The sequence below is a fragment of the Nocardioides glacieisoli genome, assembly GCF_004137245.1.
Lineage (GTDB): Bacteria > Actinomycetota > Actinomycetes > Propionibacteriales > Nocardioidaceae > Nocardioides > Nocardioides glacieisoli.
In genome coordinates this window covers 665,109-686,196 of sequence record NZ_SDWS01000002.1, presented here as the reverse complement: position 1 = coordinate 686,196, position 21,088 = coordinate 665,109, and the positions used below count along the sequence as shown (strand labels likewise).

Sequence of the window (21,088 nt, the reverse complement as noted above, 5' to 3'; positions counted from 1 at the left end):
GTCTACTCCTCGCTGGTCGCCAAGCTCTCGATCTGGGGCCGCCGCGACGGGCGGCTCGTCATCCGCAGCCCCTTGGCGAACCTGGACACCCTGGTCGCACGCCCCGGCCTCGTCGCCGTCGTCGGCGTCCTGTTCGGCAGCACCGCGTTCGACTCGTTCCGCGGCTCCACCGTCTGGCTCAAGCTGGTCCAGTCACTGTCCGCCTCACGGGTCCTGCCGGACACCGTCGCGCTCATCGTCTTCTCCGTCGGGGTCGCGATCATCCTGACCGTCGCGACGATGGCCACCGGCGTCACCAGCGACACCCCGCGCCGAGCGCTCCCCGACCTCTTCGCCCACTCGGTCGTGCCGATCATCGTCGGCTACATCGTGGCCCACTACCTGACCTACTTCTTCGAGTACGGCCAGCAGACGCTGATCCAGCTCAGCGACCCGTTCACCCGTGGCGACGACTACCTCGGCACCGCCGACCTGCAGATCAACTACTGGCTCTCGCAGCACCCGACGTTCCTCGCCGTCACCAAGGTCCTCGCCGTCGCGCTCGGCCACGTGCTCGGGGTGGTGGCCGCCCACGACCGTGCCATCAAGCTCCTCCCACAACGGCACCAGCTCACCGGTCAGCTGCCCCTGCTCGTGGCGATGGTGAGCTTCACCGTGGGAGGTCTCTACCTGCTGTTCGCTGCGTGAGTACGTAGCGCGAGGACGGAGCCGTCCGGCATGCCGACCGGGCCGTAGGGCCAGTTGCCGGGGAGGTAGCTGATGACCTCGACGATCTCGCAGCTGCCGAAGGGGTCGACCACGTCGAGCGGGTCGCGCCAGCCGACGAAGTAGACGGCGTCGGCTGCGCCGTTCTCCTGGGTGCCGTCGTCGCAGCGGATCTTGTCGACGAACCCGTCGGGCAGGACGTAGATGGCGTCGCTGCCCTGCTCGGAGAAGACCTTGTCGGCACCCGGGCCGAGGAAGACGGTGTCGTCGCCCTCGTCGCCCTTGACCAGCCAGTCGTGGCCGTCGCCGTCGATGAGCACGTCGTTGCCCGCACCACCCTGGATGGCGCCGTCGTCGCCGGGACCACCGTCGATCCAGTCGTTGCCGGCACCGCCGATGTGCTTGTCGGAGCCGTCACCACCGAGGAGGCGGTCGTCGCCGTCGTTGCCGCCGAGCAGGTCGTTGCCCGCGCCGCCGTCGAGGACGTCGTTGCCGACGTTGGCGGCCAGGATGTCGTCGCCGTCGCTGCCGAAGAGCGCGTCGTCGCCCGAGCCGCCGTCGATCTTGTCGTTGCCGTTGCCGCCGTCGACCCAGTCGGTGCCGGGCTGGGCGGTGATCCAGTCGTTGCCGTCGTCGCCGTAGACGACGTCGTCACCATTGCCGCCGTAGACCTTGTCGTCCCCGCCGAAGCCCCGGATCCGGTCGCGCCCGCCGAGGGCCATGATGAAGTCGGCGCGAGCCTTGCCGTTGATGACGTCGTCCGTGGTCGTGCCGCGCATCTGCTTTGCCGCGAGCGCCGGCGTCGCGGTGAGGGCAAGGGCGGTCAGCGTGAGGACGCAGACGCGGATGGGTCGTTGCACGGGGTTCTCCTCAAGGATCAGGGTCCAAACTACGACGAACCTTGAGGAATTGCTCTATTTCTGCCGGTTTTTACTTCTGCCTTGCCTTCTCTTGCCGCTCGCCGGGCGCACGGACGCCGGGAACACGGCGTCGGCGAGCGCGGCGATCCCGTGCACCAGCGCGGAGTCGCCCGTCGCGGCCAGCGGGCTCCCGGAGACCAGCGCCTTGTCCAGCCCGGCGCGGTCCTCGGGCAGGAAGTGGAGTCCGGCGACCCGGCTGAACCCCTCGACCATGCCGGCGATCTCCTTCTCCGACCACCCGATCGACCCGCGCATCCGGTTCACCACGACCCGCACCGGGACACCGCCGACGCGGTCGCGAAGGTCCACCAGGCCGCGGGCCAGCCGGGCGAGCCCCACCGGGTCGGCCGCGCCGACGACGACGACCTCGTCCGCCAGGTCGAGCGCGGCGAGCGTCAGTGCGTTGCGACCGGGTCGGCCACCGAGGTCGTGGCCCGCCTCGTCCTCGAGGCTGAATCCGGTGTCCACGACGACGTGGCCGGCGACGCTCGCGCGCTCCAGCAGCTGGTCGACCTGCGCGGCGCGCACCTCGCGCCACCGGTCGGCGCGCGGCAGTCCGGTCACCACGGCGAGGTGCTCCCCCACCCCTCGGCACACCGAGGCGAAGCGCTCGTCCAGCTGGCCCGACGCCGCGAGGCGCGACGCGGAGAGGATCCCCGAGACCTCGTCGAGGATGCCGAGCTGCTGGGCCACCGACCCGCCGTAGGGATCGAGGTCGGCCAGCACCACGTCGACCTGGCGGCGCGCGACCTCCCACGCCAGGTTGGTGGCGACGGTCGTACGACCCGGCGCACCGGCCGGCCCCCACACCACGACGACCCGACCGGGGTCCCCTGTCGACCCCGGTGCGGGCGGCTCGACCGGGGCGTCGTCACCGCGGGCCCGGGTGTCGCCCTCCTCGACGGCGGTCACGACCTCGGGCAGCATCGCCAGCGCACCGGCGCCGACCACCGACCCGATGCCCAGCCGCTGGGCGTGCTCACGCACGTCGAGGTCGTCGGACCGGGCCGTGGTGACGGCGACGGGGCGTACGGCGTGCCGGCGCAGGTGCGCGACGCTCGCCGGATCCAGCCCGGGAGCGTCGAGCGCGACCACGGCGACGTCCACCTGACCGCTGGTGACCGAGGCGAGGAGGTCGTCGACGTCGACGCACCGCTTGAGCACCACGACCCCCGGGTGGGCCTCGAGGTCGGCCAGCGCCGGGGACTCCCAGCCCTCCCCGGCCGCCAGCAGCAGGACGCAGATCACGGTGTCAGTCCCGACCGACGACGCGGACGCGGTCGTCGCCGCTGGCCGCGAGCACCACGCCGAGCGACACCTCGTCGTCCTGCGGCACGGCCAGCACCAGCTGTCGGGTCGTGGCGGACGCGAACGAGTCGGTGACGACCGGGGCGTCGACGACCAGCACGTCCGCCAGCACGAGCTCCGCCTCGGCGCGCGAGCCACGATCCTCACCGATCACCCAGACGTCGACGCGTGACCCGCGGCCGAGGTCGGTCGGCACGTGCTCCGCGGCGACCGCGACGGAGACGGCGACCGAGTCGTCGTCGGCCTCCTCCCCCAGCGCGGCGGCCGGCACCAGCTCACCGGCCGCGAGCGGGCGGGTCAGGGTGAGCGTGGCGGGCAGCTCGTCGTCGACGCCGAGGTAGCGCTGCTCGTCGGTGGCGTCGTCGAAGCGGAGCCTCGTCGCGCGCAGGTCGTCGGCCGTGATCGTCTGGCCGGCTGCGAGGTCGGAGGAGGCCGCCCAGACCGAGGTCATGTCGTCGGCGGTGGACAGCAGGCGGGCGCCGGCCACGACCGAGCCGGTGACCAGCACGACCCCGACCCACAGGCGCGGGTCGCGCCACCCGTGCGAGCTCGAGCGCGTGGCTGCCGGGACGTCGAGCGCGCGCGGCGCACCCGACCCGTTCCGAGACTTGTTCCGAGACACGCGAGCATCATTGCCGTCCCGCCGGGAATTCACACCTGTCTCTCCACAGGCCGCGGCCGGGCGACGCCGTCGGCCGCGCCGCCGGTGCGAGGATGGACCCATGGCCGACGACCCCCAGGAGCCTCGCGCCCCCCGCTTCCTCACGCTCGCCGACGTCGCCGAGGCGCTCAACACCTCCAGCGCGCAGGTCTACGCCCTCGTCCGCCGCGGCGACCTCCCGGCCATCAAGATCGGCGGCCGCGGGCAGTGGCGGGTGGAGAACGTCCAGCTCGAGGAGTTCATCCAGCGGATGTACGCCGAGACCAAGGAGTTCGTCGACCAGCACCCCTTCGTCGAGTCCGAGGCCCCGACGTCCGAGCGGTGAGGTTCACCCACACGCCTCGACCGGGCACTTCCTCGCCCTAGGACGCGCCGACCGGGCACTTCCTCGCCCTGAAACAGGCTGACCGGGCACTTCCTCGCGGTTGCAGCGCGAGGAAGTGCCCGGTCAGCGGCCTGCAGCGCGAGGAACTGCCCGGTCAGCGGTGGTCTATCCGACCTTGCCGTCGAGCTCGACCTCGACCACCTGCTCGTCGCCGCCGCGCAGCACCGTGAACTCCACGGTCTCCCCCGGGCGGTGGGTGCGGATGGCGACGATGAGCGCGATGCCGTCGTTGACCGGCTGGTCGTCGACGGCCGTGACGACGTCGTCCTTCTGCAGACCCGCGACCTCGGCGGGCGTGCCGGGCATGACCTCCGTGATGGTCGCGCCCTGCGCGTCGGGCTCGCCGCCCGTGCGCACCTGGGCACCGATGACGGGGTACTCCGCCTTCCCGGTCCGCAGGATCTGGTCGACGGTGGCGATGACCTGCTCGATCGGGATCGCGAAGCCGACGCCGATGTTGCCCGCTTCGCCGGACGCGCCCCCGTTGGTGGCGATCGCCGAGTTCACGCCGACGACCTCGCCGGCGAGGTTGACGAGCGGCCCGCCGGAGTTGCCCGGGTTGATCGCGGCGTCGGTCTGCACGGCGTTGATGTAGGACGACTCGTCGTCGGACTCACCCGACGTGGTGACCGGTCGGTCGAGCGCGCTGACGATGCCCGACGTAACCGTCTGGCTCAGCCCCAGCGGGGCGCCGAGGGCGATCACCGGGTCGCCCACGCGGAGCACCTGGGACTTGCCCAGGGCGGCGGGCTCGAGCTCCTCGGCGCCATCGACGTCGAGCACCGCGAGGTCGTACACCGCGCTGCGGCCCACGACCGTGGCCTCGTGCCGCTCGCCCTCGTGGTCGATGACGACGATGGGGCCGTCGTCCTCGGCGGCGGAGGCGACCACGTGGTTGTTGGTGACCACGTGACCCTCGCGGTCGAGCACGAAGCCGGAGCCCGTGGCACCGGCGGCCTGCCCGTCGAACTCCGCGACGATCTGCACGGTGCTGGGCAGCAGCGCCTGCGCCACCGCGGGCACCGACCCGTTGTCGGCGTCGAGCGGCGCGGCCGACTGGGTGCGTACGCCGTCGAGGCCGTTGTCGTTCGTCCCGCGCTGGGCCGCGAGCTCGTCCTGCAGCGCGCCGCCGGCAAGGCCGCCGAGCACACCGACGACCAGGGCGAGGACTGCCACAGCGGGCCAGACCCAGAGCGCGAGCTTGCGGGGCGGGGCGGGGCGGGCGTAGTCGACCGGCGGGTAGGGACGCGGACCGGGACCGAAGTAGGCCGGGCCTCCGGGTCCGGGGGGCCCGCCGGGGCCGAACGAGACCGTCTGGGGAGCCTGCTGCACGGGCTGGGGCTGGATGGGCGGCTCGGGCTGCGGGTCCCGGGCCCGCGGCTGCTCGCCGTAGGTGCTGCCGAACGGCGGCGGGCCGGGCTCGTCGGCGGCCCAGCCGTACGGCCGACTCTGCGGCTGGCCCTGCGGCCGATCCCCGGACTGGGCCTGGCCCTGGTCCTCGGGCCGGTCCTGCGGCTGGGCGTCGGGGGCACGCCAGCCGGCGAGGGGCTGGGTGGGCTCCTCGGTCGGCTGGGGCTGCTGCTCGTCGCTCGGGTGCTCGTCGTTCACGGAGCGATCTTCTCCCGGATCGCCACCAGGCGCTCGGCCAGGGGCATCCGGGAGGGTGAGACGGGACCGCGCGCGCTGCGGTCGTCGACGCCCGTGGCGGGGGTGACCGGACCTGCCGGCCGGCTCAGGTCGGTGGCCGGCGGTCGCGGCTCGATCCGCGGCGAACCTGCCGCGCCGAGCACCAGGACACCGACGACACAGGCGCTGGCGGCGCCGCCACCGATGGCGACGAGCCCGCGGCGGGTCCGGTGGCCCGCGGTGGGGAAGGACGCACCGGCGAGCGACCCGGGCTCCGAGGAGAGCTTGGAGCAGCGCCCCACGAGGGCCGACTTGAAGTCGTGCGAGGGCCGGGAGGGGCCGTAGGACAGCTGGGCGAGCTGGGTCTTGACCCAGCCCTCGTGCTCGACGAGGTCACGGCAGGTGTGGCACGTGTGGACGTGGCTCCAGCAGCGCTCCTCCTCCTCGGGGCCGAGACGGCCGTCGACGAGGGCGCTGACGCGCGATCCCAGATGCGTCATCACGACACCGCCCCGCGGTAGCGCTCGCGGCCGGCAGCCGGCTCGCGGTGGGCGAGCGCCTTGCGCAGCATGCCGCGACCGCGGTGGATGCGCGAGCGGACGGTGCCGAGCTTGGCGTCGAGGATCTCCGCGATCTCCTCGTAGGTCAGCCCCTCGACGTCGCACAGCACCACGGCGGCGCGGAAGTCGGGCGGCAGCGTGGCGAGGGCGGTCTCGATGTCGTCGTCGAAGGTCTGGTCGGCCAGGGCGAGCTCCGGTGCGGGCGACGAGCTCGTCAGCCGCGCGGCCCGCTCGTCGGAGAGCGGGTCGAAGCGGATCCGCTGCTTGCGGCGGGCGCCGTCGAGGAAGAGGTTGGTGGTGATGCGGTGCAGCCAGCCCTCGAAGGTGCCGGGCGTGTAGGTGTCGAGCGAGCGGAAGACGCGGACGAAGACCTCCTGGGTGAGGTCCTCGGCGTCGGGGCGGTTGCCCGTGAGCCGGTAGGCCAGGCGGAAGACCCGGTCGGAGTGCTGCTCGACGACCTCGTCCCACGTGGGGACGGCGACCTGGTGCTCACCCACGGGTGACCCCTCGTTCTTCCTCGACCTGAGCTGCAACGGGTTCCCCGTCCTTTCCTGACGCTAGGTACTGCGCCTGAGAGTTGCCTGTGAACCTCATGCGCATGAGCCAAGAAACTCGCGGCTCCGCGCGGTGGCGTACCGCCTCCAACGAGCGACGTGCCCGGTGTGTTCCCGCGATAGAGTCCCGTCCGTGCCGACCCCCACGCAGCCGATCAAGCCCGCGAGCTGGACCTACGCCGAGTCGTTCGTGGCCGAGGACGAGATCCTCGCCGCCGCGCGCAGCCGCGCCGAGGAGGTCGGGGTGACCCCCGTCGGCTCCGGCGCCGGTGCCGCGCTCCGGTTCCTCGCCTCCGTCCTCGACGCCCGCGCGGTCGTCGAGATCGGCACCGGCACGGGCGTCTCCGGCCTGTGGCTGCTGCGCGGCATGCGCTCCGACGGCGTGCTCACCACGGTCGACATCGAGGCCGAGCACCAGCGCCTGGCCAAGGAGACCTTCGCCGAGGCCGGCATCACCGGCAACCGCGCCCGCACGATCGCCGGCGCGGGGCTCGACGTGCTCCCCCGCCTCACCGACGGCCACTACGACCTGGTGTTCTGCGACGGCGACAAGCGCGAGTACGCCGCCTACCTCAAGGAGGCGCTGCGGCTGCTGCGTCCCGGCGGGATCGTGGCGTTCGACAACGCCCTGTGGCACGACCGCGTGGCCGACCCGTCGCAGCGCGACGAGGAGACCGTCGCCATCCGCGAGCTCGGCCGCGCCATCCTCGAGCACGAGTCACTCGTGCCGATCCTCCTGCCCGTCGGCGACGGCCTGCTGGTCGCGAAGAAGGAGTGGGCGCCGGAGGCCTAGACGCGCGGCGCGGCCGTGAAGCCGTCCCAGCCCTCGGCGACGGCGACGATGTCGCACGCCTCGACCAGGATCGGCGACGAGCCGATCATCCGGGACCCCGGCGACTCCGCCGCGCCCTCAGTGAAGGTCCGCTGGAACTCCTCGCGTGCCTCGCTGGTCGCGAAGACGTAGGACCCCTCGAACCACTCGCCGCGCACCATCCGCCACGTCTTCCAGCGCAGCCCGGCCATGCCGGTGAAGCGCGCGTGGGACGTCTCGGCGACGAAGCTCGCCAGCTCCTCCTCGACGCCCTCGGGCGCACCGACGAGCGACCAGCGGATGGTCAGCCCCAGCACGGCGGGCTCCATCTCGGGCTCCGCATCAGGCGATGCCCGCCAGCGGGTCCTCGGAGCCGAGCCAGGCCAGCAGCAGCCGCGGGCCCCAGCCGCTCGGACCGGCGGTCCACTCGTGGCGGTCGGTCGGGGACTCGGCCGCGGAGGCGAAGTCGACGTGCGCCCACGGGACGTCGCCCGCGAAGTGCTGGAGGAACAGGGCCGCCGTGATCGCACCCGCGCCGCCCGCGGCGTTGTCGCCGTCGGCGATCTTGGAGGTGACCTTGTCCTCGTAGTCGGCGACGAGGGGCATCCGCCACACGAGCTCGCCGGACGCCGTCGCGGCCGACTCGACCTGCTCGGCGAGCGCCTCGTGGTTGGCGAAGTAGCCGCCGGTCCACTGGCCGAGCGACACCTTCATCGCTCCGGTCAGGGTGGCGATGTCGACCAGCGCCTTCGGCGAGAGCTCGGCGACGGCGTACGCCATCGCGTCGGCGAGGACCAGGCGGCCCTCGGCGTCGGTGTTGTTGACCTCGGAGGTGCGACCCCCGACGTGCGTGATCACGTCGCCGGGGCGCATCGCGGAGCCGCTGACGGAGTTCTCGGCGGCGGGCACCAGGCCGACGACGCGGACGGGGCAGTCGACGTCGCGGAGCGCGGCCATGGTCGCGATGACGGCGCCGCCCCCGCTCATGTCGCGCTTCATCGTCAGCATGCCCTCGCTCGGCTTGATGTCGAGGCCACCGCTGTCGAAGGTGATGCCCTTGCCGACCAGCACCACCGTCGGCGTACGCCGGTTCGCGCCGGGCGGCGCGTAGTCCATCCGGATGAGGCGCGGCGGGTTGACCGATCCGCCGCCGACGGCGAGCAGGCCGCCGAAGCCCTCCGCGGCGAGCCGGTCCTCGTCCCAGACGGTGACGTCGAGACCGGCCGCCTCGCCGACCTCGATCGCCTGCTCGGCGAGCCAGGCGGGAGTCTTGAGGTTGGCGGGGACAGTGGCGAGCGCACGCGAGCGCCAGCCCGCACCGCCGAGGGCGATGGCCCGGGCGAGCTCGTCGTCCGCGCCGTCGTCGTCGATGTCGGCGAGCACGATGCGTGCGACCGGACGCTCCTTCGGCCCCGTCGAGCGCCAGTGGAAGGCGAAGGACGCGAGCATCGCACCGACGACGAAGGCGCCGAGGCCCTCGTCGGGGGCGATGGCCGCCAGGGTGGTGACGACGTTCGCGCGGTCTTTCGTGGCCCGGGCGACGGCCGCGCCGGCGCGGCGGAAGTCGGTGACCGAGCCGTCGCCGACGCCGACCAGGAGCACCAGGGCCACGTCGTCGTCCCGCTCGGCGCTGCCGACCGGGACGGTGGTCACCTCACCCGCGCGACCGGTGCCGCGGGCCGCCTCGAGGGCGGCCAGGAGGTCCACACCGAGGGTGTCGGACGCTTCGTCGGCGCCGGGGCCGAGGAGCGGGCCGCCCGGGTCGGGAAGGACCGGGAACGCCCACACCTCCGCGCCGCCGATCTGGTGCGGCAACGCGGGACTGAGGGCGAACTGGGGCGGCGAGACCTGCGCGGGCAGCTGTGCGGTCGGGGCCACGATCAGCCGACGACGCCCTTGAGGGCGTCTCCGAGAGCTGTCGCCTCGTCGGCGTTCAGCTCGACCACGAGCCGCCCACCACCCTCGAGGGGGACGCGCATGACGATGCCGCGGCCTTCCTTGGTGACCTCGAGCGGTCCGTCGCCCGTACGGGGCTTCATGGCGGCCATCGGCGCACCCTCTTCCTGTTCAGCCTTGAGTGGCTCTTCACATGCGAATCGGAGCGGCTGAGTGGTGCCTGGCCGCCCCGATAGGCGTCGTACGCTCCCATTATCCCTCATGACCCACGTGATCGGCACCACAGGGCGCACCGACGCCCGCTCAGGGTCGGGCAGACTGCCCCTCATGACCAGCTCTCCCCCTGTCCTCCTCGACGTCACCGACGCCGTCGCGACGATCACGCTCAACCGCCCCGAGGCGATGAACGGCCTCGACGTGGCCACCAAGGACCTCCTGCTGGAGACGGTGCGACAGGTCGCGGACGACCCGGAGGTGCGGTGCGTCGTGCTCACCGGCAGCGGTCGCGCGTTCTGCGTCGGCCAGGACCTCAAGGAGCACCTGGCGGGGCTGACCGGCGAGGCGGACGTGCCCCTGTCGGACACCGTCGAGAAGCACTACAACCCGATCGTGCTGGCGCTGTCGACCATGCCGAAGCCCGTGGTCGCGGCCGTGAACGGCGTGGCCGCCGGTGCGGGGGCGAGCCTGGCGTTCGCCGCCGACTTCCGGATCCTGGTCGACTCCGCGGGCTACAACACGTCGTTCGCGGGGGTCGCGCTGTCCTGCGACACCGGCTCGAGCTGGACGCTGCCGCGACTGGTCGGGCGGGCCAAGGCGATGGAGCTCCTCTACTTCCCGCGCACCGTGTCGGCCCAGGAGGCGCTCGAGCTCGGGCTCGCCACCCAGGTCGTCACGCAGGACGACTTCGCCGGTGCCGTCGACGAGCTGTCGCGCCGGCTCGCGGCCGGACCCACGGTGTCCTTCGGCTCGATCCGGCAGGCCGTGGCGTACTCCGCCTCGCACCCGCTCGAGGAGTCGCTCGCCTTCGAGGCGGAGAAGATGGCGCTCACCGGCGGCACGGAGGACCACCTCGCGGCGGTCAACGCCTTCGTGGCCAAGGAGAAGCCGGTCTACCGCGGTCGGTGACCCCCTCGGTAGTCCCCATCAGATGGGCTGTCGGGGACGCCGTGGGACAGCCCATTTGATGGGGACTATCGGGGTCGGCGGGCGCGCAGCGCGTCGAGGACCTGGCGCGGCGCCTGCACGGACATCCGGTGGCGCGAGGGTCGCGCGCCGTACTCCACGGTGAGCGCGGAGCCGTCGAAGCGGTGGTTGAACCACATCGTCATCGTGCCGTGGCACAGGCCACCGCAGTCCAGGGTCGTGCGCGGCAGCCGGAGCGCACGGGCCAGGCGGCGGGCGAAGCCGGCGTCCTTGGTGTCGGTGTCGACGCCGTGCAGCGGCTGGTGGAAGCTGATCACGCGCTTCGGGGCGATCTCGTCGAGGAACGCCATCATCGCCCGCGTCTCCGGTTCGCTGGCGGGACGGCGACCCGACTCGTAGCTCCCGTCGAGGTCCTTCCACCGGTGGGGGAAGTTGCGGTTGAGGTCGACGCCGCGCGCGTTGCGCCGCGAGCCGGTGGCGAGCCCGTCGGGGTTGTACGTCGGCACGACCCACAGGTCGACGCCCCGGATCGCCCGCCCGTCGCGCAGGCTCTCCAGGATGCGCCGGGTGTGCGGCTCGTTGCCGTGCATGGTGGAGACCAGCACGATCGGCCGCTTGCCGGGCTCGCCGAGCCGCCACGCGCGGATCGGCCGCCCCTTGACGGAGTGGCCGATGGTGCGGACCTCGACCACTGCCGGCCGGTCCCCCGGCGCTGCGGTCACCGCGTGGGCGGTGCCGGGGAGGGCGAGCAGGGCGACGAGCAGGCCCAGGACGAGCCCGTGGACGCGGACCATCACACCGCGGCGGTGAGGTAGGCGTAGGTGAAGACGAGGACGCCGACGACCATGCCGAGGTGGGCCAGGAGCGAGAGCCCCGGCCCGTCGCTCCAGCTGTCCCCGGACGCCTCCGGGGCGTGCCGGCCCTTCGTCGGCAGCCACCGCATCAGGATCAGCAGACCGCAGACCGCCGTGAGCCACCATGCCGCGATCGCGAGGATGCCGAACAGCGGACCGCCCACCAGGCTGTCCTCCGGCGCCACCAGCACCCCGATCCACAGCACGAGCGCCACCACCCCTGCAGCGAAGTGGACCAGCGGCAGCCGACGGCTGATCGAGAGCCGTCCCGCGGCGTCCGACGCGCGCATGCGCAGTCGGGTCAGCACGATCGCCACGGCAGCGAGGGCCGTGAGGATCCAGACCACGATCGGGAACGACATGTCGAAGCAGTCTGCCCTAGGCCGGGTCTCGGTCGCCAGACGTGCCCTCGTCCGGGGCCTCACGGTCCTCGAGCTCCGTCGCCAGTCGCGCGAGCAGCTCGTCGACGTCGGACATCCGGTAGCCGCGGACCGCGAGCGGGAACCTCACCGATCGCAGGTCCCGCGCCACCAGCGGTCGGTCGGCGGGCAGCGCGAGGTCGGGACGGTCGTCGTACGCCGGTGCCATCGATCCGCCGCGCCCCGACGCGACGACGGCCACGCCGCCCAGCGCGAGCACGATCAGGATCGCGAACAGCCACATCATTCGGGACGCTCCGGGGCCGGCGTGGGCCAGCGGTCCTCGCGCGCCGCGACCATGAGCGACACGGCCTCGTCGACGTCGTCGGTCACGACCATCATGTCCAGGTCCTTGGCGTTGATCTTCCCCTCGGCCAGCACCGTCTCGCGCAGCCAGTCGAACATGCCCTGCCAGTAGGCCGTGCCGATCAGCACGATCGGGAACGACGTCACCTTCTGCGTCTGCACGAGCGTAAGTGCCTCGAAGAGCTCGTCGAGCGTGCCGAGGCCGCCGGGCAGGACCACGAAGCCCTGGGAGTACTTCACGAACATCGTCTTCCGGGCGAAGAAGTAGCGGAAGTTGATGCCCTTGTCGACCCACTGGTTGAGCCCGGACTCGAAGGGCAGCTCGATGCCGAGCCCGACGCTGACGCCGCCCGCCTCGCACGCCCCCTTGTTGGCGGCCTCCATCGCGCCCGGGCCGCCACCGGTGATCACGGCGAAGCCGGCCTCGGCCAGCTTGCGTCCGGCGTCCTCCGCGATGGCGTAGAACGGGTGGTCGGTCGGCGTGCGCGCGGAGCCGAAGACCGCGATGGCCGGGCCGAGCTCGGCGAGCGAGCCGAAGCCCTCGACGAACTCCGACTGGATGCGGAGCACCCGCCACGGGTCGGTGTGCACCCAGTCAGTGGGTCCGCGGGAGTCGAGCAGGCGCTGGTCGGTGGTGCTGCCTTCCTTCACTTGGCCGCGGCGCTCGATCTCGCGCCCCTTGACCCGGCGGTGGGTGTTGTCGCTCATGCCATCACTCATCGACTGTCCCCGTCAGCCAGTCCTTCAGGATGCGCTCGCAGCGCTCGATGTGCTCGGTCGGGACGTGCTCGTCCTGCTTGTGCGCGAACATCGGGTCGCCCGGGCCGAAGTTCACCGCCGGGATCCCGAGCTTGGTGAACTGCGCGACGTCGGTCCAGCCGAACTTCGGCGCGACCTCCCCGCCGACGACCTCGAGGAACTCCTTTGCTGCCGGGCGGTCGAGGCCGGGCATCGCACCCGCGGCGAGGTCGGTCACCGTGACGTCGTACCCCTCGAAGAAGTCGCGGACGAACGCCTCGGCGTCCGCCTCGCTGCGGTCGGGGGCGAAGCGGAAGTTGACCTCGACGACGCACTCGTCGGGGATCACGTTGCCGGCGACGCCGCCGCGGATGCCGGTCGCGTTGAGCCCCTCGTGGTAGCTCAGGCCGTCGATCTCGGGCTGGCGGGCGACGTAGTCGTTGAGCCGGGCGAGCACCGGTGCGGCCAGGTGGATGGCGTTGACGCCCTTCCAGCTGCGCGCGCTGTGGGAGCGCTCGCCGGTGGTGCGTACGTCGACGCGCATCGTGCCCTGGCACCCGGCCTCGACCGAGGCGTTGCTCGGCTCCATCAGGATCGCGAAGTCGGCCTCCAGCAGCTCGGGGTCGCTCTCGGTGAGCTTGCGCAGCCCGTTGTGCACCGAGTCGACCTCCTCGGCCTCGTAGAAGACGAAGGTGAGGTCACGGTTGGGCTCGGCGACGTCGGCGGCGAGCTTGAGCATCACTGCGTCGCCGCCCTTCATGTCGCAGCTGCCCAGCCCGTGGAGGATGCCGTCCTCGAGGCGCGACGGCAGGTTGTCGTTGAGCGGCACCGTGTCGAGGTGGCCGGCGATGACGACCCGTTCGCCACGGCCGAGGTCGGTGCGCGCGACGATCGTGTGGCCACGACGGGTGACCGTCAGGTGCGGCAGGGCGAGCAGTGCCGCCTCGACCGCGTCGGCGATCTCCTGCTCCTCGTGGCTGACGGAGAAGGTGTCGACGAGCTGCTGGGTGAGGGCGACGACGTCGGCGGTCAGGTCGAGATCCATGCCCGCCATCTTGTCAGCGTGCCCGTTCCGCGAGGTGGGCGACCAGCCCGTCGACGATCCGGGCGAGCCCGAAGTCCAGCTCGCGCCGCGGGTCGCTGGCGGCCTGGTAGGCCTCCCCCGCGGCCGTGCCGACGCGGCCGGCGAGCGGGTACTCGCGCCCGGCCATCACCTCAGTGAGCGCCTCGTGGTTGGCCTCCCACCAGACCGCGTCGGTCATCCCGGTCTCGCGCTCGGCGTGGCGTACGGCCTCCTCGGCCCGCGCGGCGCCGGTGCCGAAGGTGGCGAGGAGGGTGACGGTCTGGTCCATCTCGATGTCGTCGAGGCCGAGGCCCTCGACCGCGCCGAGCTGCCACTCGTAACGGTCCGCCACGTGCGGCCCGAGCCAGGCCCGCAGACCCGTCACGTCCAGGAGCCACGGGTGGGCGCGGCAGTCGTCGTACTGCATCCGGGCCACCTGCTCGAGCCGCTCGCGCAGGTCGTCGGGGTGCGGCGGCAGCACCCTGCGGCCGACGACCTGGTCGACCATCAGCACGACGAGGTCGTTGCGAGTGGCGACGTAGGTGTAGAGCGTCATCGCCCCGAGGCCGAGGCGCTGCGCGAGGCCCCGCATCGACAGCGCAGCCAGCCCGTCGGCGTCGGCGAGGTCGATAGCAGCGTCGACGACGTCGTCGACGCTCACCTTCTGCTTCGGCCCCCGGCGCGGGGCCACATCGGGGCTCGTGGCGTGGTGCCGCCACAGCAGCTTGAGCACGGGATCGGGGTCGGGCACGCGTCCACCCTAACGACATCGTACGCCGTACGGAATATATGGTACGCTCCGCGCGCTTAACTCCGTACGTCGTACGATTATTGGAGGAACGATGACCCTCGCCCCACCCCTCGAGGCCCGCGGACTGCGCAAGCGCTACGGCGACACGCACGCCCTCGACGGCTTTGACCTCACCGTCGCCGCCGGATCGGTGCATGCGCTGCTCGGACCCAACGGCGCCGGCAAGAGCACCGCGGTCCACACCCTCGCGACGCTGACCCGGATCGACGAGGGCGAGGCCCGGGTGGCGGGGTTCGACGTCGCCACCCAGCACGCGCAGGTGCGCGCCGCGATCGGCCTCGTCGGCCAGTCGGCAGCGCTCGACGAGATCCTCCACGGGCGCGAGAACCTGGTGATGTTCGCCCGGCTGCACGGACTCGGCACGTTCGCGGCACGCACCCGGGCGGACGAGCTGCTGGAGGCACTGGACCTGGCCGATGCGGCCGACCGCAAGGTGTCGACGTACTCCGGCGGCATGCGGCGGCGCCTCGACATCGCCGCCGGCCTCATCACCCGGCCAGCCGTGCTCTTCCTCGACGAGCCGACGACGGGCCTCGACCCGCGTGGGCGTGCCGACGTGTGGGACGCAGTACGGCGGGTGGTGGCCCTGGGCACCACGGTGCTGCTCACGACGCAGTACCTCGACGAGGCCGACCGGCTCGCCGACCGGATCACCGTGATGGACGCCGGACGCGTGATCGCCGAGGGCACCCCGGCGGAGCTGAAGTCACGGCTCGGTGGGGACCGGGTGCTGGTCGTCCTGCCGACCGCGACGGGCTCGGCCGCCGCGAAGGTCGCGGTCGCAGCCGCCGTGTCCGGCGAGGTCCGCCTCGACGAGGAGCGCGCCGAGATCGTCGTCGAGGCCGGGGCTGAAGGCGGCACCGCTGCCCTGCTCGCCGTCGTCCGCGCCCTCGACGCCGCCGGCATCACCCCGACCCAGGTCCAGCTCCGTGAGCCCACGCTCGACGAGGTGTTCCTGCACCTCACCGACCGCCCCACCACCACAGACCGCACCGCCACCGCCGACGGAGGTCACCGATGAACACGACCAGCGCCCTGCGACAGAGCTGGATCATCATGCTCCGCGACCTGAAGCACTGGCAGCGCGAGCCCTGGACGCCGCTGTTCGGGATCGCCTTCACGATCATGCTGCTGCTCGTCTTCGGCTACCTCCTCGGCGGTTCGATCGAGCTGCCCGGCGGCGGCGACTACCTGTCGTACCTGATGCCCGGGATGTTCGCCCTCGCCATGATGTTCGGCCTCGAGGGGACGATGACGGCGATCGCCAACGACTCCAAGAAGGGCGTGACCCACCGCTTCCGCTCGCTGCCGATCAGCAGCGTCGCTGTGCCGCTCGGCCGTGCGGGCGCGGACCTCGCCAACTCGACCGTCGAGCTGCTCGTCCTGATGGCGGGCGGCCTGCTGATCGGCTGGCGCGCCGGCGGGTCGTGGTCGGAGAGCCTGCTGGCGGTGGGCCTGCTGCTCTGGCTCCGCTTCGCGCTCCTGTGGCTGGGGATCTTCCTCGGCCTGGTCCTCCGCGGCGAGGGCGGCGTGATGGCGGTGCAGATCCTCGTCTGGCCGATCGGCTTCCTGTCGAGCGTGTTCGTCTCGCCCCAGGACATGCCGGCCTGGCTGGGGTTCCTCGCGCAGTGGAACCCCGTCTCCGCCACGGCCGCGGCGTGCCGCGAGCTCTTCGGCAACCCGGCCGGGATCACCGACGGGATCCTGGCCGACCACCCCGTGGCGGTGGCGCTCGTCTGGCCGCTGGTGCTGGCTGCCGTGTTCGTCCCGCTCTCGGCGCGCGCCTACCGGAGGCTGTCGGTCTGACGGACGACGTCGACGGCGACCTCGGCCGCATCGGCGTACGACACCGACGTCGCGAGGGTCTCCTCGGCGAGGAGGCCCTCGTGGGTCCGGGCAGCGTCGAGGACCTCCGCCGGGGCGGAGACGGTGAGCGCGATCCGGTCCGAGACGGCGAGGCCGGCGTCCTTGCGGGCCTGCTGGACCGCGCGCACCAGGTCGCGGGCGGTGCCCTCGGCCTCGAGCTCGGGCGTCACCTCGGTGTCGAGGACGACGAAGCCGCCGCGCGGCAGCACACCGGTCGCCGTGCCACCGGACGCGTCGCCCGCGACGGTGTCGAGGGCGTACTCCCCCTCGACCAGCGCGAGCCCGCCGGAGGTGACGGTGCCGTCCTCGGCGACCGACCAGTCGCCGGTCTTCGAGCCCTTGATCGCCAGCTGCACGTCCTTGCCGAGCCGCGGGCCCGCCGCGCGGGCGTTGACGGTGAGCCGCTGCTCGACGCCGTACGACGCCGCCTCGGGGGTGTCGAGGTCGAGGAGCCGGACCTCCTTGAGGTTCAGCTCGTCGGCCACCAGCCGGTCGAAGCCGGCGAGGCCCGACGCGTCGGGCACGACGACGGTGAGCGACTGCAGGGGCAGGCGGTTGCGCAGGTTGGCCGCCTTGCGCAGCGCGGAGCCGGCGGAGCAGACGTCACGGACGGCGTCCATCGAGGCCACGAGCGCCTCGTCGGCGGGCAGGTCGTCGGCCGACGGCCAGTCGGTGAGGTGGACCGAGCGCTCGCCCGTGAGACCGCGCCAGACCTCCTCGGTCGTCAGCGGCATCAGCGGCGCGGTGACCCGGCAGACGACCTCGAGCACCGTGTAGAGGGTGTCGAAGGCGTCGGCGTCCTCGTCCCAGAAGCGCTCGCGCGAGCGGCGGATGTACCAGTTGGTGAGCACGTCGAGGAAGCCGCGCGTCGAGTCGCACGCCGCGGCCACCTCGTAGTTGTCGAGCTGGTCGGTCATCGCGGCGACGTAGTCGCGCAGCTTGGCCAGGATGTAGCGGTCCATCGGGTCCGCGCTGTCGGTCCGCCAGGTGGCCTCGTGGCCGCTGCCGTCGCCCGCCGCGTTGGCGTACAGGCTGAAGAAGGACCAGCTGTTCCACAGCGGGATCAGCACCTGCCGCACCGAGTCGCGGATGCCCTGCTCGGTGACGACGAGGTTGCCGCCGCGCAGGATCGGGCTCGACATGAGGAACCAGCGCATCGCGTCGGCGCCGTCGCGGTCGAAGACCTCGCGGACGTCGGGGTAGTTGCGCAGCGACTTCGACATCTTCTGGCCGTCGTTGCCCAGGACGATGCCGTGGCTCAGGCACGTCGAGAACGCCGGACGGTCGAAGATCGCGCCGGCCAGGACGTGCATCGTGTAGAACCAGCCGCGGGTCTGGCCGATGTACTCGACGATGAAGTCGCCCGGGAAGTGGTTGTCGAACCAGTCCTTGTTCTCGAACGGGTAGTGCACCTGCGCGAACGACATCGAGCCGGAGTCGAACCACACGTCGAGGACGTCGGTGACCCGGCGCATGGTCGACTTCCCGGTCGGGTCGTCGGGGTTCGGGCGCGTCAGGTCGTCGACGTACGGGCGGTGCAGGTCGGGGTTGCCGGCCTGGCCTAGCGGCAGCCGGCCGAAGTCGCGCTCGATCTCCTCGAACGAGCCGTAGACGTCGATCCGCGGGTAGTGCTCGTCGTCGGACTTCCACACCGGCACCGGGCTGCCCCAGAAGCGGTTGCGGGTGATCGACCAGTCGCGGGCGTTCTCCAGCCACTTGCCGAACTGGCCGTCCTTGATGTGGTCGGGCACCCAGCGGATGTCCTGGTTGAGCGCGATCAGCCGCTCCTTGACCTTGGTCACCTCGACGAACCACGACGAGACGCCCTTGTAGATCAGGGGCTGCCGGCAGCGCCAGCAGTGCGGGTAGGAGTGGTCGTAGGTCTCGCGGCGCACGAGCACGGTGCCGGGCGTGACGGAGCCCGTCTCGCCGGCGCCCGTGGTGGCGGCCTTGAGGTGGTCGATGACCTGGAGGTTGGAGTCGAAGACCTGCATGCCCTCGTAGTCGGTGACCGGGAACGTGAACCGCCCGTCCTTGCCGACCGGCATGACCGCCTCGATGCCCTCGCGGTCGGTGACGACCTTGTCGTCCTCACCGAAGGCGCCGGCGGTGTGGACGAGCCCGGTGCCGTCCGTGGTCGTGACGAACTCGGCCGGCACGAGGCGGAAGGCCTTCGGGTGGCCGGCGTAGTAGGAGAACGGCGGGGCGTACTCGAGGCCGACGAGGTCGGCGCCCGTGTGCCGGGAGACGATCGTGGGCTCGTCGGTGTCGGGGAAGAGCTCGCGCTTGTACGACGCCAGGCGGGCGTCGGCGATCAGGTAGCGCTCGGTGCTGCCGGTGGGTCCGTCGGACTCCACGACGACGTAGTCGATGTCCTCGCCGACCATGACGGCGAGGTTGCTCGGGAGGGTCCAGGGGGTGGTCGTCCAGACGAGGACCTTGACGCCCTTCATCGGGCCGTCGGTCGTGACGTCGTAGCCGACGGTGACGGCCGGGTCCTGCCGCATCTGGTAGACGTCGTCGTCCATCCGCAGCTCGTGGTTGGACAGCGGCGTCTCGTCCTGCCAGCAGTAGGGCAGCACGCGGAAGCCCTCGTAGACCAGGCCCTTCTCGTGGAGCTGCTTGAAGGCCCACATGACCGACTCCATGAACTCCGGGTTCATGGTGCGGTAGTCGTTGTCGAAGTCGACCCAGCGGGCCTGGCGGGTGACGTAGTCGCGCCACTCGCCGGTGTACTTCAGGACCGACTGGCGGCAGGCTTCGTTGAACTTCTCGATGCCGAGCTCGACGATCTCGTCGGTGGTCTTGATGCCGTTGAGCCGCATCGCCTCGAGCTCGGCGGGCAGGCCGTGGGTGTCCCAGCCGAAGCGGCGCTCGACCTTGTGGCCGCGCATCGTCTGGTAGCGCGGGATGAGGTCCTTGACGTAGCCGGTGAGCAGGTGGCCGTAGTGCGGCAGACCGTTCGCGAACGGCGGGCCGTCGTAGAAGACGAACTCGTTGCTGCCGTCGTCACCCGCGTCGCGCTGCTCGACGCTCGCGCGGAAGGTGTCGTCGGCCTCCCAGTAGGCGAGCACCGCCTCCTCGATCGCCGGGAAGCGGGGGCTGCTCGCGACGGTCGTGGCATCGGTGTGCGAGACCTTGGGGTAGGTCATCTGGGTGCTCCTCGCGGTGCGTCGTGTCTCGGTCTCCTGACACGAGGACGACGTCTGCCGCGGTACCACCTCGCTTGGGATCCGGGGATCCCCGCTCGTTCCGGCTGTGTCGGGCCGCACCCGCCGGGTTCTACTGAGGTGCCGGCCGGATCGCCGTACCCGTTCTTCCCGAGGCTCGCCGCTGATGACGGCTCAGACGCCTGCCGCGATCGTACGGCGCGCGCCGAGGCCCGCGCCAATCGGTTTGCCGCCGCCTCGGTAGTCCAGTGACTTCTGGCTGCCCCGTCGGGGTAGTCCAGTGAGAATTGGCTGCCGGACCCCCTCCTGGACAGCCATCCCTCACTGGACTACCCCGGTCGGCAGGCAAGGTCGAGCAGCCACCTCACCCGCCACTGATCAGGCAGCCTGGCGGTAGCGGAGGTAGCGGTCGCGCTGCCAGTCGGCCAAGTCCCGCCGCTGGGCGACGGTCTCGGTGGGCGTCCACCACGCCGGTGGGTCGATCGTCCAGGCGCGCTCACCCGCGCGCGTACGTGCTCGTGCGCCCGCTGCGAGAAGGCGACGGGTGAAGGCACCGAGGTCGTGCCAGTCCGTGGCGAACATCGCAACTGGCTCGAGGCCGAGGTCTCGGAAGTCCGCGTCCTGGCAGTTGTCCTTGGACGCTCCCACGAGACTCAGGTGGCTGTCGCCGTGGTACAGCCCCACCAGCCCGGTCGCTGGGTCGATGAGGTCAGGTGTCCCGACGTGATGTCCGTCCAAGGTGAACACGGGCACGTTGCATCGGGGTCGGGGCAGGCCGGCACGCCGCGTCCAGACGCCGCGCATCCTGGTCTCGCGCGGCGACCACGAGTTCTCCTCGGCCTCGAGCAGCGAGTCACGCGCCTGTTGGATCCCGGTGACCGGCCCCAGCTGACCGACGTACGCCGTCACCTCCGCGATGGACACGAGGTCGGAGTAGCACGCCATGTCGATCGCCTCGATCGCCGCGCCCAACCCGTCGGCGTACCTCATCTCGAAGACGACCGACCGGACCGCCATGGTCACCGCGAGGCCGTCGACGACCTCGATCTCGTCGGGGTGCAGGAACTCCTGGCTGACCTCGAAGCCGGGCTGCGCCCGCACGTTCCTTCGAGCCACGACCGTCACCGGCCTCGGTCGTACGCCGTCGTAGGTCCCGTCGAACCACGTGCCACCGAGCCAGGCCAGTCCGGCCCATCCAGTGACGGCTTCGTCCTTCTTCAGCACGGCCGCCGCCTCGACCGCCCGCTGGGCGGGTGTCTGCACGACGTGCGCAGGCACGACGAGCCCGCAAC

22 protein-coding genes and 1 pseudogene are annotated in these 21,088 nt (G+C 71.9%); 6 read left to right on the top strand and 17 right to left on the bottom strand.

The window, feature by feature from the left end:
• A pseudogene (locus tag EUA06_RS22330) lies at positions 1–687 on the top strand (hypothetical protein); the annotation flags it as partial.
• Here EUA06_RS22330 and EUA06_RS07505 read toward each other — a convergent pair.
• The 3 genes from EUA06_RS07505 to EUA06_RS07495 are packed head-to-tail and all read right to left on the bottom strand — an operon-like array spanning position 666 to position 3,555.
• Positions 666–1,565 (bottom strand): calcium-binding protein, encoded by a 900-nt coding sequence (locus EUA06_RS07505; RefSeq protein WP_129474366.1) that lies wholly within the window; start codon positions 1,563–1,565, stop codon positions 666–668. The pseudogene EUA06_RS22330 and the gene EUA06_RS07505 overlap by 22 nt on opposite strands.
• 54 nt (positions 1,566–1,619) lie before the next feature.
• Positions 1,620–2,873, bottom strand: coding sequence for a CpaE/TadZ family protein (locus tag EUA06_RS07500; RefSeq protein WP_129474365.1), 1,254 nt, complete (start codon positions 2,871–2,873; stop codon positions 1,620–1,622).
• A gap of 4 nt (positions 2,874–2,877) precedes the next feature.
• Positions 2,878–3,555, bottom strand: coding sequence for an SAF domain-containing protein (locus tag EUA06_RS07495; RefSeq protein ID WP_165354299.1), 678 nt, complete (start codon positions 3,553–3,555; stop codon positions 2,878–2,880).
• Positions 3,556–3,655: 100 nt separating this feature from the next.
• Here EUA06_RS07495 and EUA06_RS07490 point away from each other — a divergent pair, with 100 nt between their 5' ends.
• On the top strand, positions 3,656–3,919 hold the full coding sequence (locus EUA06_RS07490; protein ID WP_129474363.1) for a helix-turn-helix domain-containing protein: 264 nt from the start codon (positions 3,656–3,658) through the stop codon (positions 3,917–3,919).
• A 165-nt stretch (positions 3,920–4,084) separates the two neighbouring features.
• Here EUA06_RS07490 and EUA06_RS07485 read toward each other — a convergent pair whose 3' ends face one another.
• From EUA06_RS07485 to sigE, 3 genes are read right to left on the bottom strand one after another with little or no spacing between them, the layout of a single operon-like run.
• Entirely contained in the window at positions 4,085–5,587 is a 1,503-nt protein-coding gene (locus EUA06_RS07485; protein ID WP_129474362.1) for a S1C family serine protease, read from the bottom strand.
• Positions 5,584–6,105, bottom strand: coding sequence for an anti-sigma factor family protein (locus tag EUA06_RS07480; protein ID WP_129474361.1), 522 nt, complete (start codon positions 6,103–6,105; stop codon positions 5,584–5,586). Before EUA06_RS07480 ends, EUA06_RS07485 begins: the two co-directional genes overlap by 4 nt.
• Positions 6,105–6,662: an RNA polymerase sigma factor SigE gene (sigE, locus tag EUA06_RS07475; protein WP_242498011.1), complete on the bottom strand. Its 558-nt coding sequence runs from the start codon at positions 6,660–6,662 to the stop codon at positions 6,105–6,107. The genes EUA06_RS07480 and sigE overlap by 1 nt, the downstream gene beginning before the upstream one ends.
• A 190-nt stretch (positions 6,663–6,852) precedes the next feature.
• On the opposite strand from sigE, the gene EUA06_RS07470 reads away from it, so the two are divergent.
• Entirely contained in the window at positions 6,853–7,512 is a 660-nt protein-coding gene (locus EUA06_RS07470) for an O-methyltransferase (RefSeq protein ID WP_242498010.1), read from the top strand.
• Here the strand turns inward: EUA06_RS07470 and EUA06_RS07465 are convergent.
• The 3 genes from EUA06_RS07465 to EUA06_RS07455 are packed head-to-tail and all read right to left on the bottom strand — an operon-like array spanning position 7,509 to position 9,578.
• Positions 7,509–7,859, bottom strand: coding sequence for a hypothetical protein (locus EUA06_RS07465; protein WP_242498009.1), 351 nt, complete (start codon positions 7,857–7,859; stop codon positions 7,509–7,511). The genes EUA06_RS07470 and EUA06_RS07465 overlap by 4 nt on opposite strands.
• 13 nt (positions 7,860–7,872) lie before the next feature.
• Complete coding sequence (locus EUA06_RS07460; RefSeq protein WP_129474359.1) at positions 7,873–9,408, bottom strand: leucyl aminopeptidase family protein; 1,536 nt, start codon at positions 9,406–9,408, stop codon at positions 7,873–7,875.
• Between the two features lie 2 nt (positions 9,409–9,410).
• Positions 9,411–9,578, bottom strand: a complete 168-nt coding sequence (locus EUA06_RS07455; protein ID WP_082602897.1) for a DUF3117 domain-containing protein — start codon at positions 9,576–9,578, stop codon at positions 9,411–9,413.
• A gap of 175 nt (positions 9,579–9,753) precedes the next feature.
• Here EUA06_RS07455 and EUA06_RS07450 point away from each other — a divergent pair, with 175 nt between their 5' ends.
• Entirely contained in the window at positions 9,754–10,551 is a 798-nt protein-coding gene (locus tag EUA06_RS07450; protein ID WP_129474358.1) for an enoyl-CoA hydratase/isomerase family protein, read from the top strand.
• A 65-nt stretch (positions 10,552–10,616) separates the two neighbouring features.
• Here the strand turns inward: EUA06_RS07450 and EUA06_RS07445 are convergent, their stop codons facing one another.
• Genes EUA06_RS07445 through EUA06_RS07420 form a run of 6 tightly spaced genes read right to left on the bottom strand, consistent with a single transcriptional unit; the run spans position 10,617 to position 14,700 of the window.
• Positions 10,617–11,363, bottom strand: coding sequence for a M14 family zinc carboxypeptidase (locus EUA06_RS07445; protein ID WP_242498029.1), 747 nt, complete (start codon positions 11,361–11,363; stop codon positions 10,617–10,619).
• Positions 11,363–11,785: a hypothetical protein gene (locus EUA06_RS07440; protein WP_129474356.1), complete on the bottom strand. Its 423-nt coding sequence runs from the start codon at positions 11,783–11,785 to the stop codon at positions 11,363–11,365. Before EUA06_RS07440 ends, EUA06_RS07445 begins: the two co-directional genes overlap by 1 nt.
• A gap of 16 nt (positions 11,786–11,801) precedes the next feature.
• On the bottom strand, positions 11,802–12,089 hold the full coding sequence (locus tag EUA06_RS07435) for a DivIVA domain-containing protein (RefSeq protein WP_242498008.1): 288 nt from the start codon (positions 12,087–12,089) through the stop codon (positions 11,802–11,804).
• Entirely contained in the window at positions 12,086–12,856 is a 771-nt protein-coding gene (locus EUA06_RS07430; protein WP_242498007.1) for an LOG family protein, read from the bottom strand. The genes EUA06_RS07435 and EUA06_RS07430 overlap by 4 nt, the downstream gene beginning before the upstream one ends.
• A gap of 4 nt (positions 12,857–12,860) precedes the next feature.
• On the bottom strand, positions 12,861–13,940 hold the full coding sequence (gene dapE / locus EUA06_RS07425; protein WP_129474354.1) for a succinyl-diaminopimelate desuccinylase: 1,080 nt from the start codon (positions 13,938–13,940) through the stop codon (positions 12,861–12,863).
• A gap of 4 nt (positions 13,941–13,944) precedes the next feature.
• Positions 13,945–14,700 carry a TetR/AcrR family transcriptional regulator C-terminal domain-containing protein gene (locus EUA06_RS07420; RefSeq protein WP_129474353.1) on the bottom strand — a complete coding sequence of 252 codons (756 nt, stop codon included), beginning with the start codon at positions 14,698–14,700 and terminating at the stop codon, positions 13,945–13,947.
• 91 nt (positions 14,701–14,791) lie between these two features.
• Here EUA06_RS07420 and EUA06_RS07415 point away from each other — a divergent pair, with 91 nt between their 5' ends.
• Positions 14,792–15,781, top strand: coding sequence for an ATP-binding cassette domain-containing protein (locus EUA06_RS07415; protein WP_129474352.1), 990 nt, complete (start codon positions 14,792–14,794; stop codon positions 15,779–15,781).
• Positions 15,778–16,566 carry an ABC transporter permease gene (locus tag EUA06_RS07410; protein ID WP_129474351.1) on the top strand — a complete coding sequence of 263 codons (789 nt, stop codon included), beginning with the start codon at positions 15,778–15,780 and terminating at the stop codon, positions 16,564–16,566. The genes EUA06_RS07415 and EUA06_RS07410 overlap by 4 nt, the downstream gene beginning before the upstream one ends.
• Here the strand turns inward: EUA06_RS07410 and ileS are convergent.
• Together ileS and EUA06_RS07400 are read right to left on the bottom strand one after the other, a co-directional pair.
• Positions 16,545–19,778, bottom strand: coding sequence for an isoleucine--tRNA ligase (gene ileS, locus EUA06_RS07405; RefSeq protein WP_129474350.1), 3,234 nt, complete (start codon positions 19,776–19,778; stop codon positions 16,545–16,547). The two genes, EUA06_RS07410 and ileS, sit on opposite strands and share 22 nt — an antisense overlap.
• Before the next feature lie 396 nt (positions 19,779–20,174).
• A complete protein-coding gene (locus tag EUA06_RS07400; RefSeq protein ID WP_129474349.1) occupies positions 20,175–21,074 on the bottom strand; it encodes a hypothetical protein in 900 nt (299 codons plus the stop codon).
• Positions 21,075–21,088: the final 14 nt, after the last annotated feature.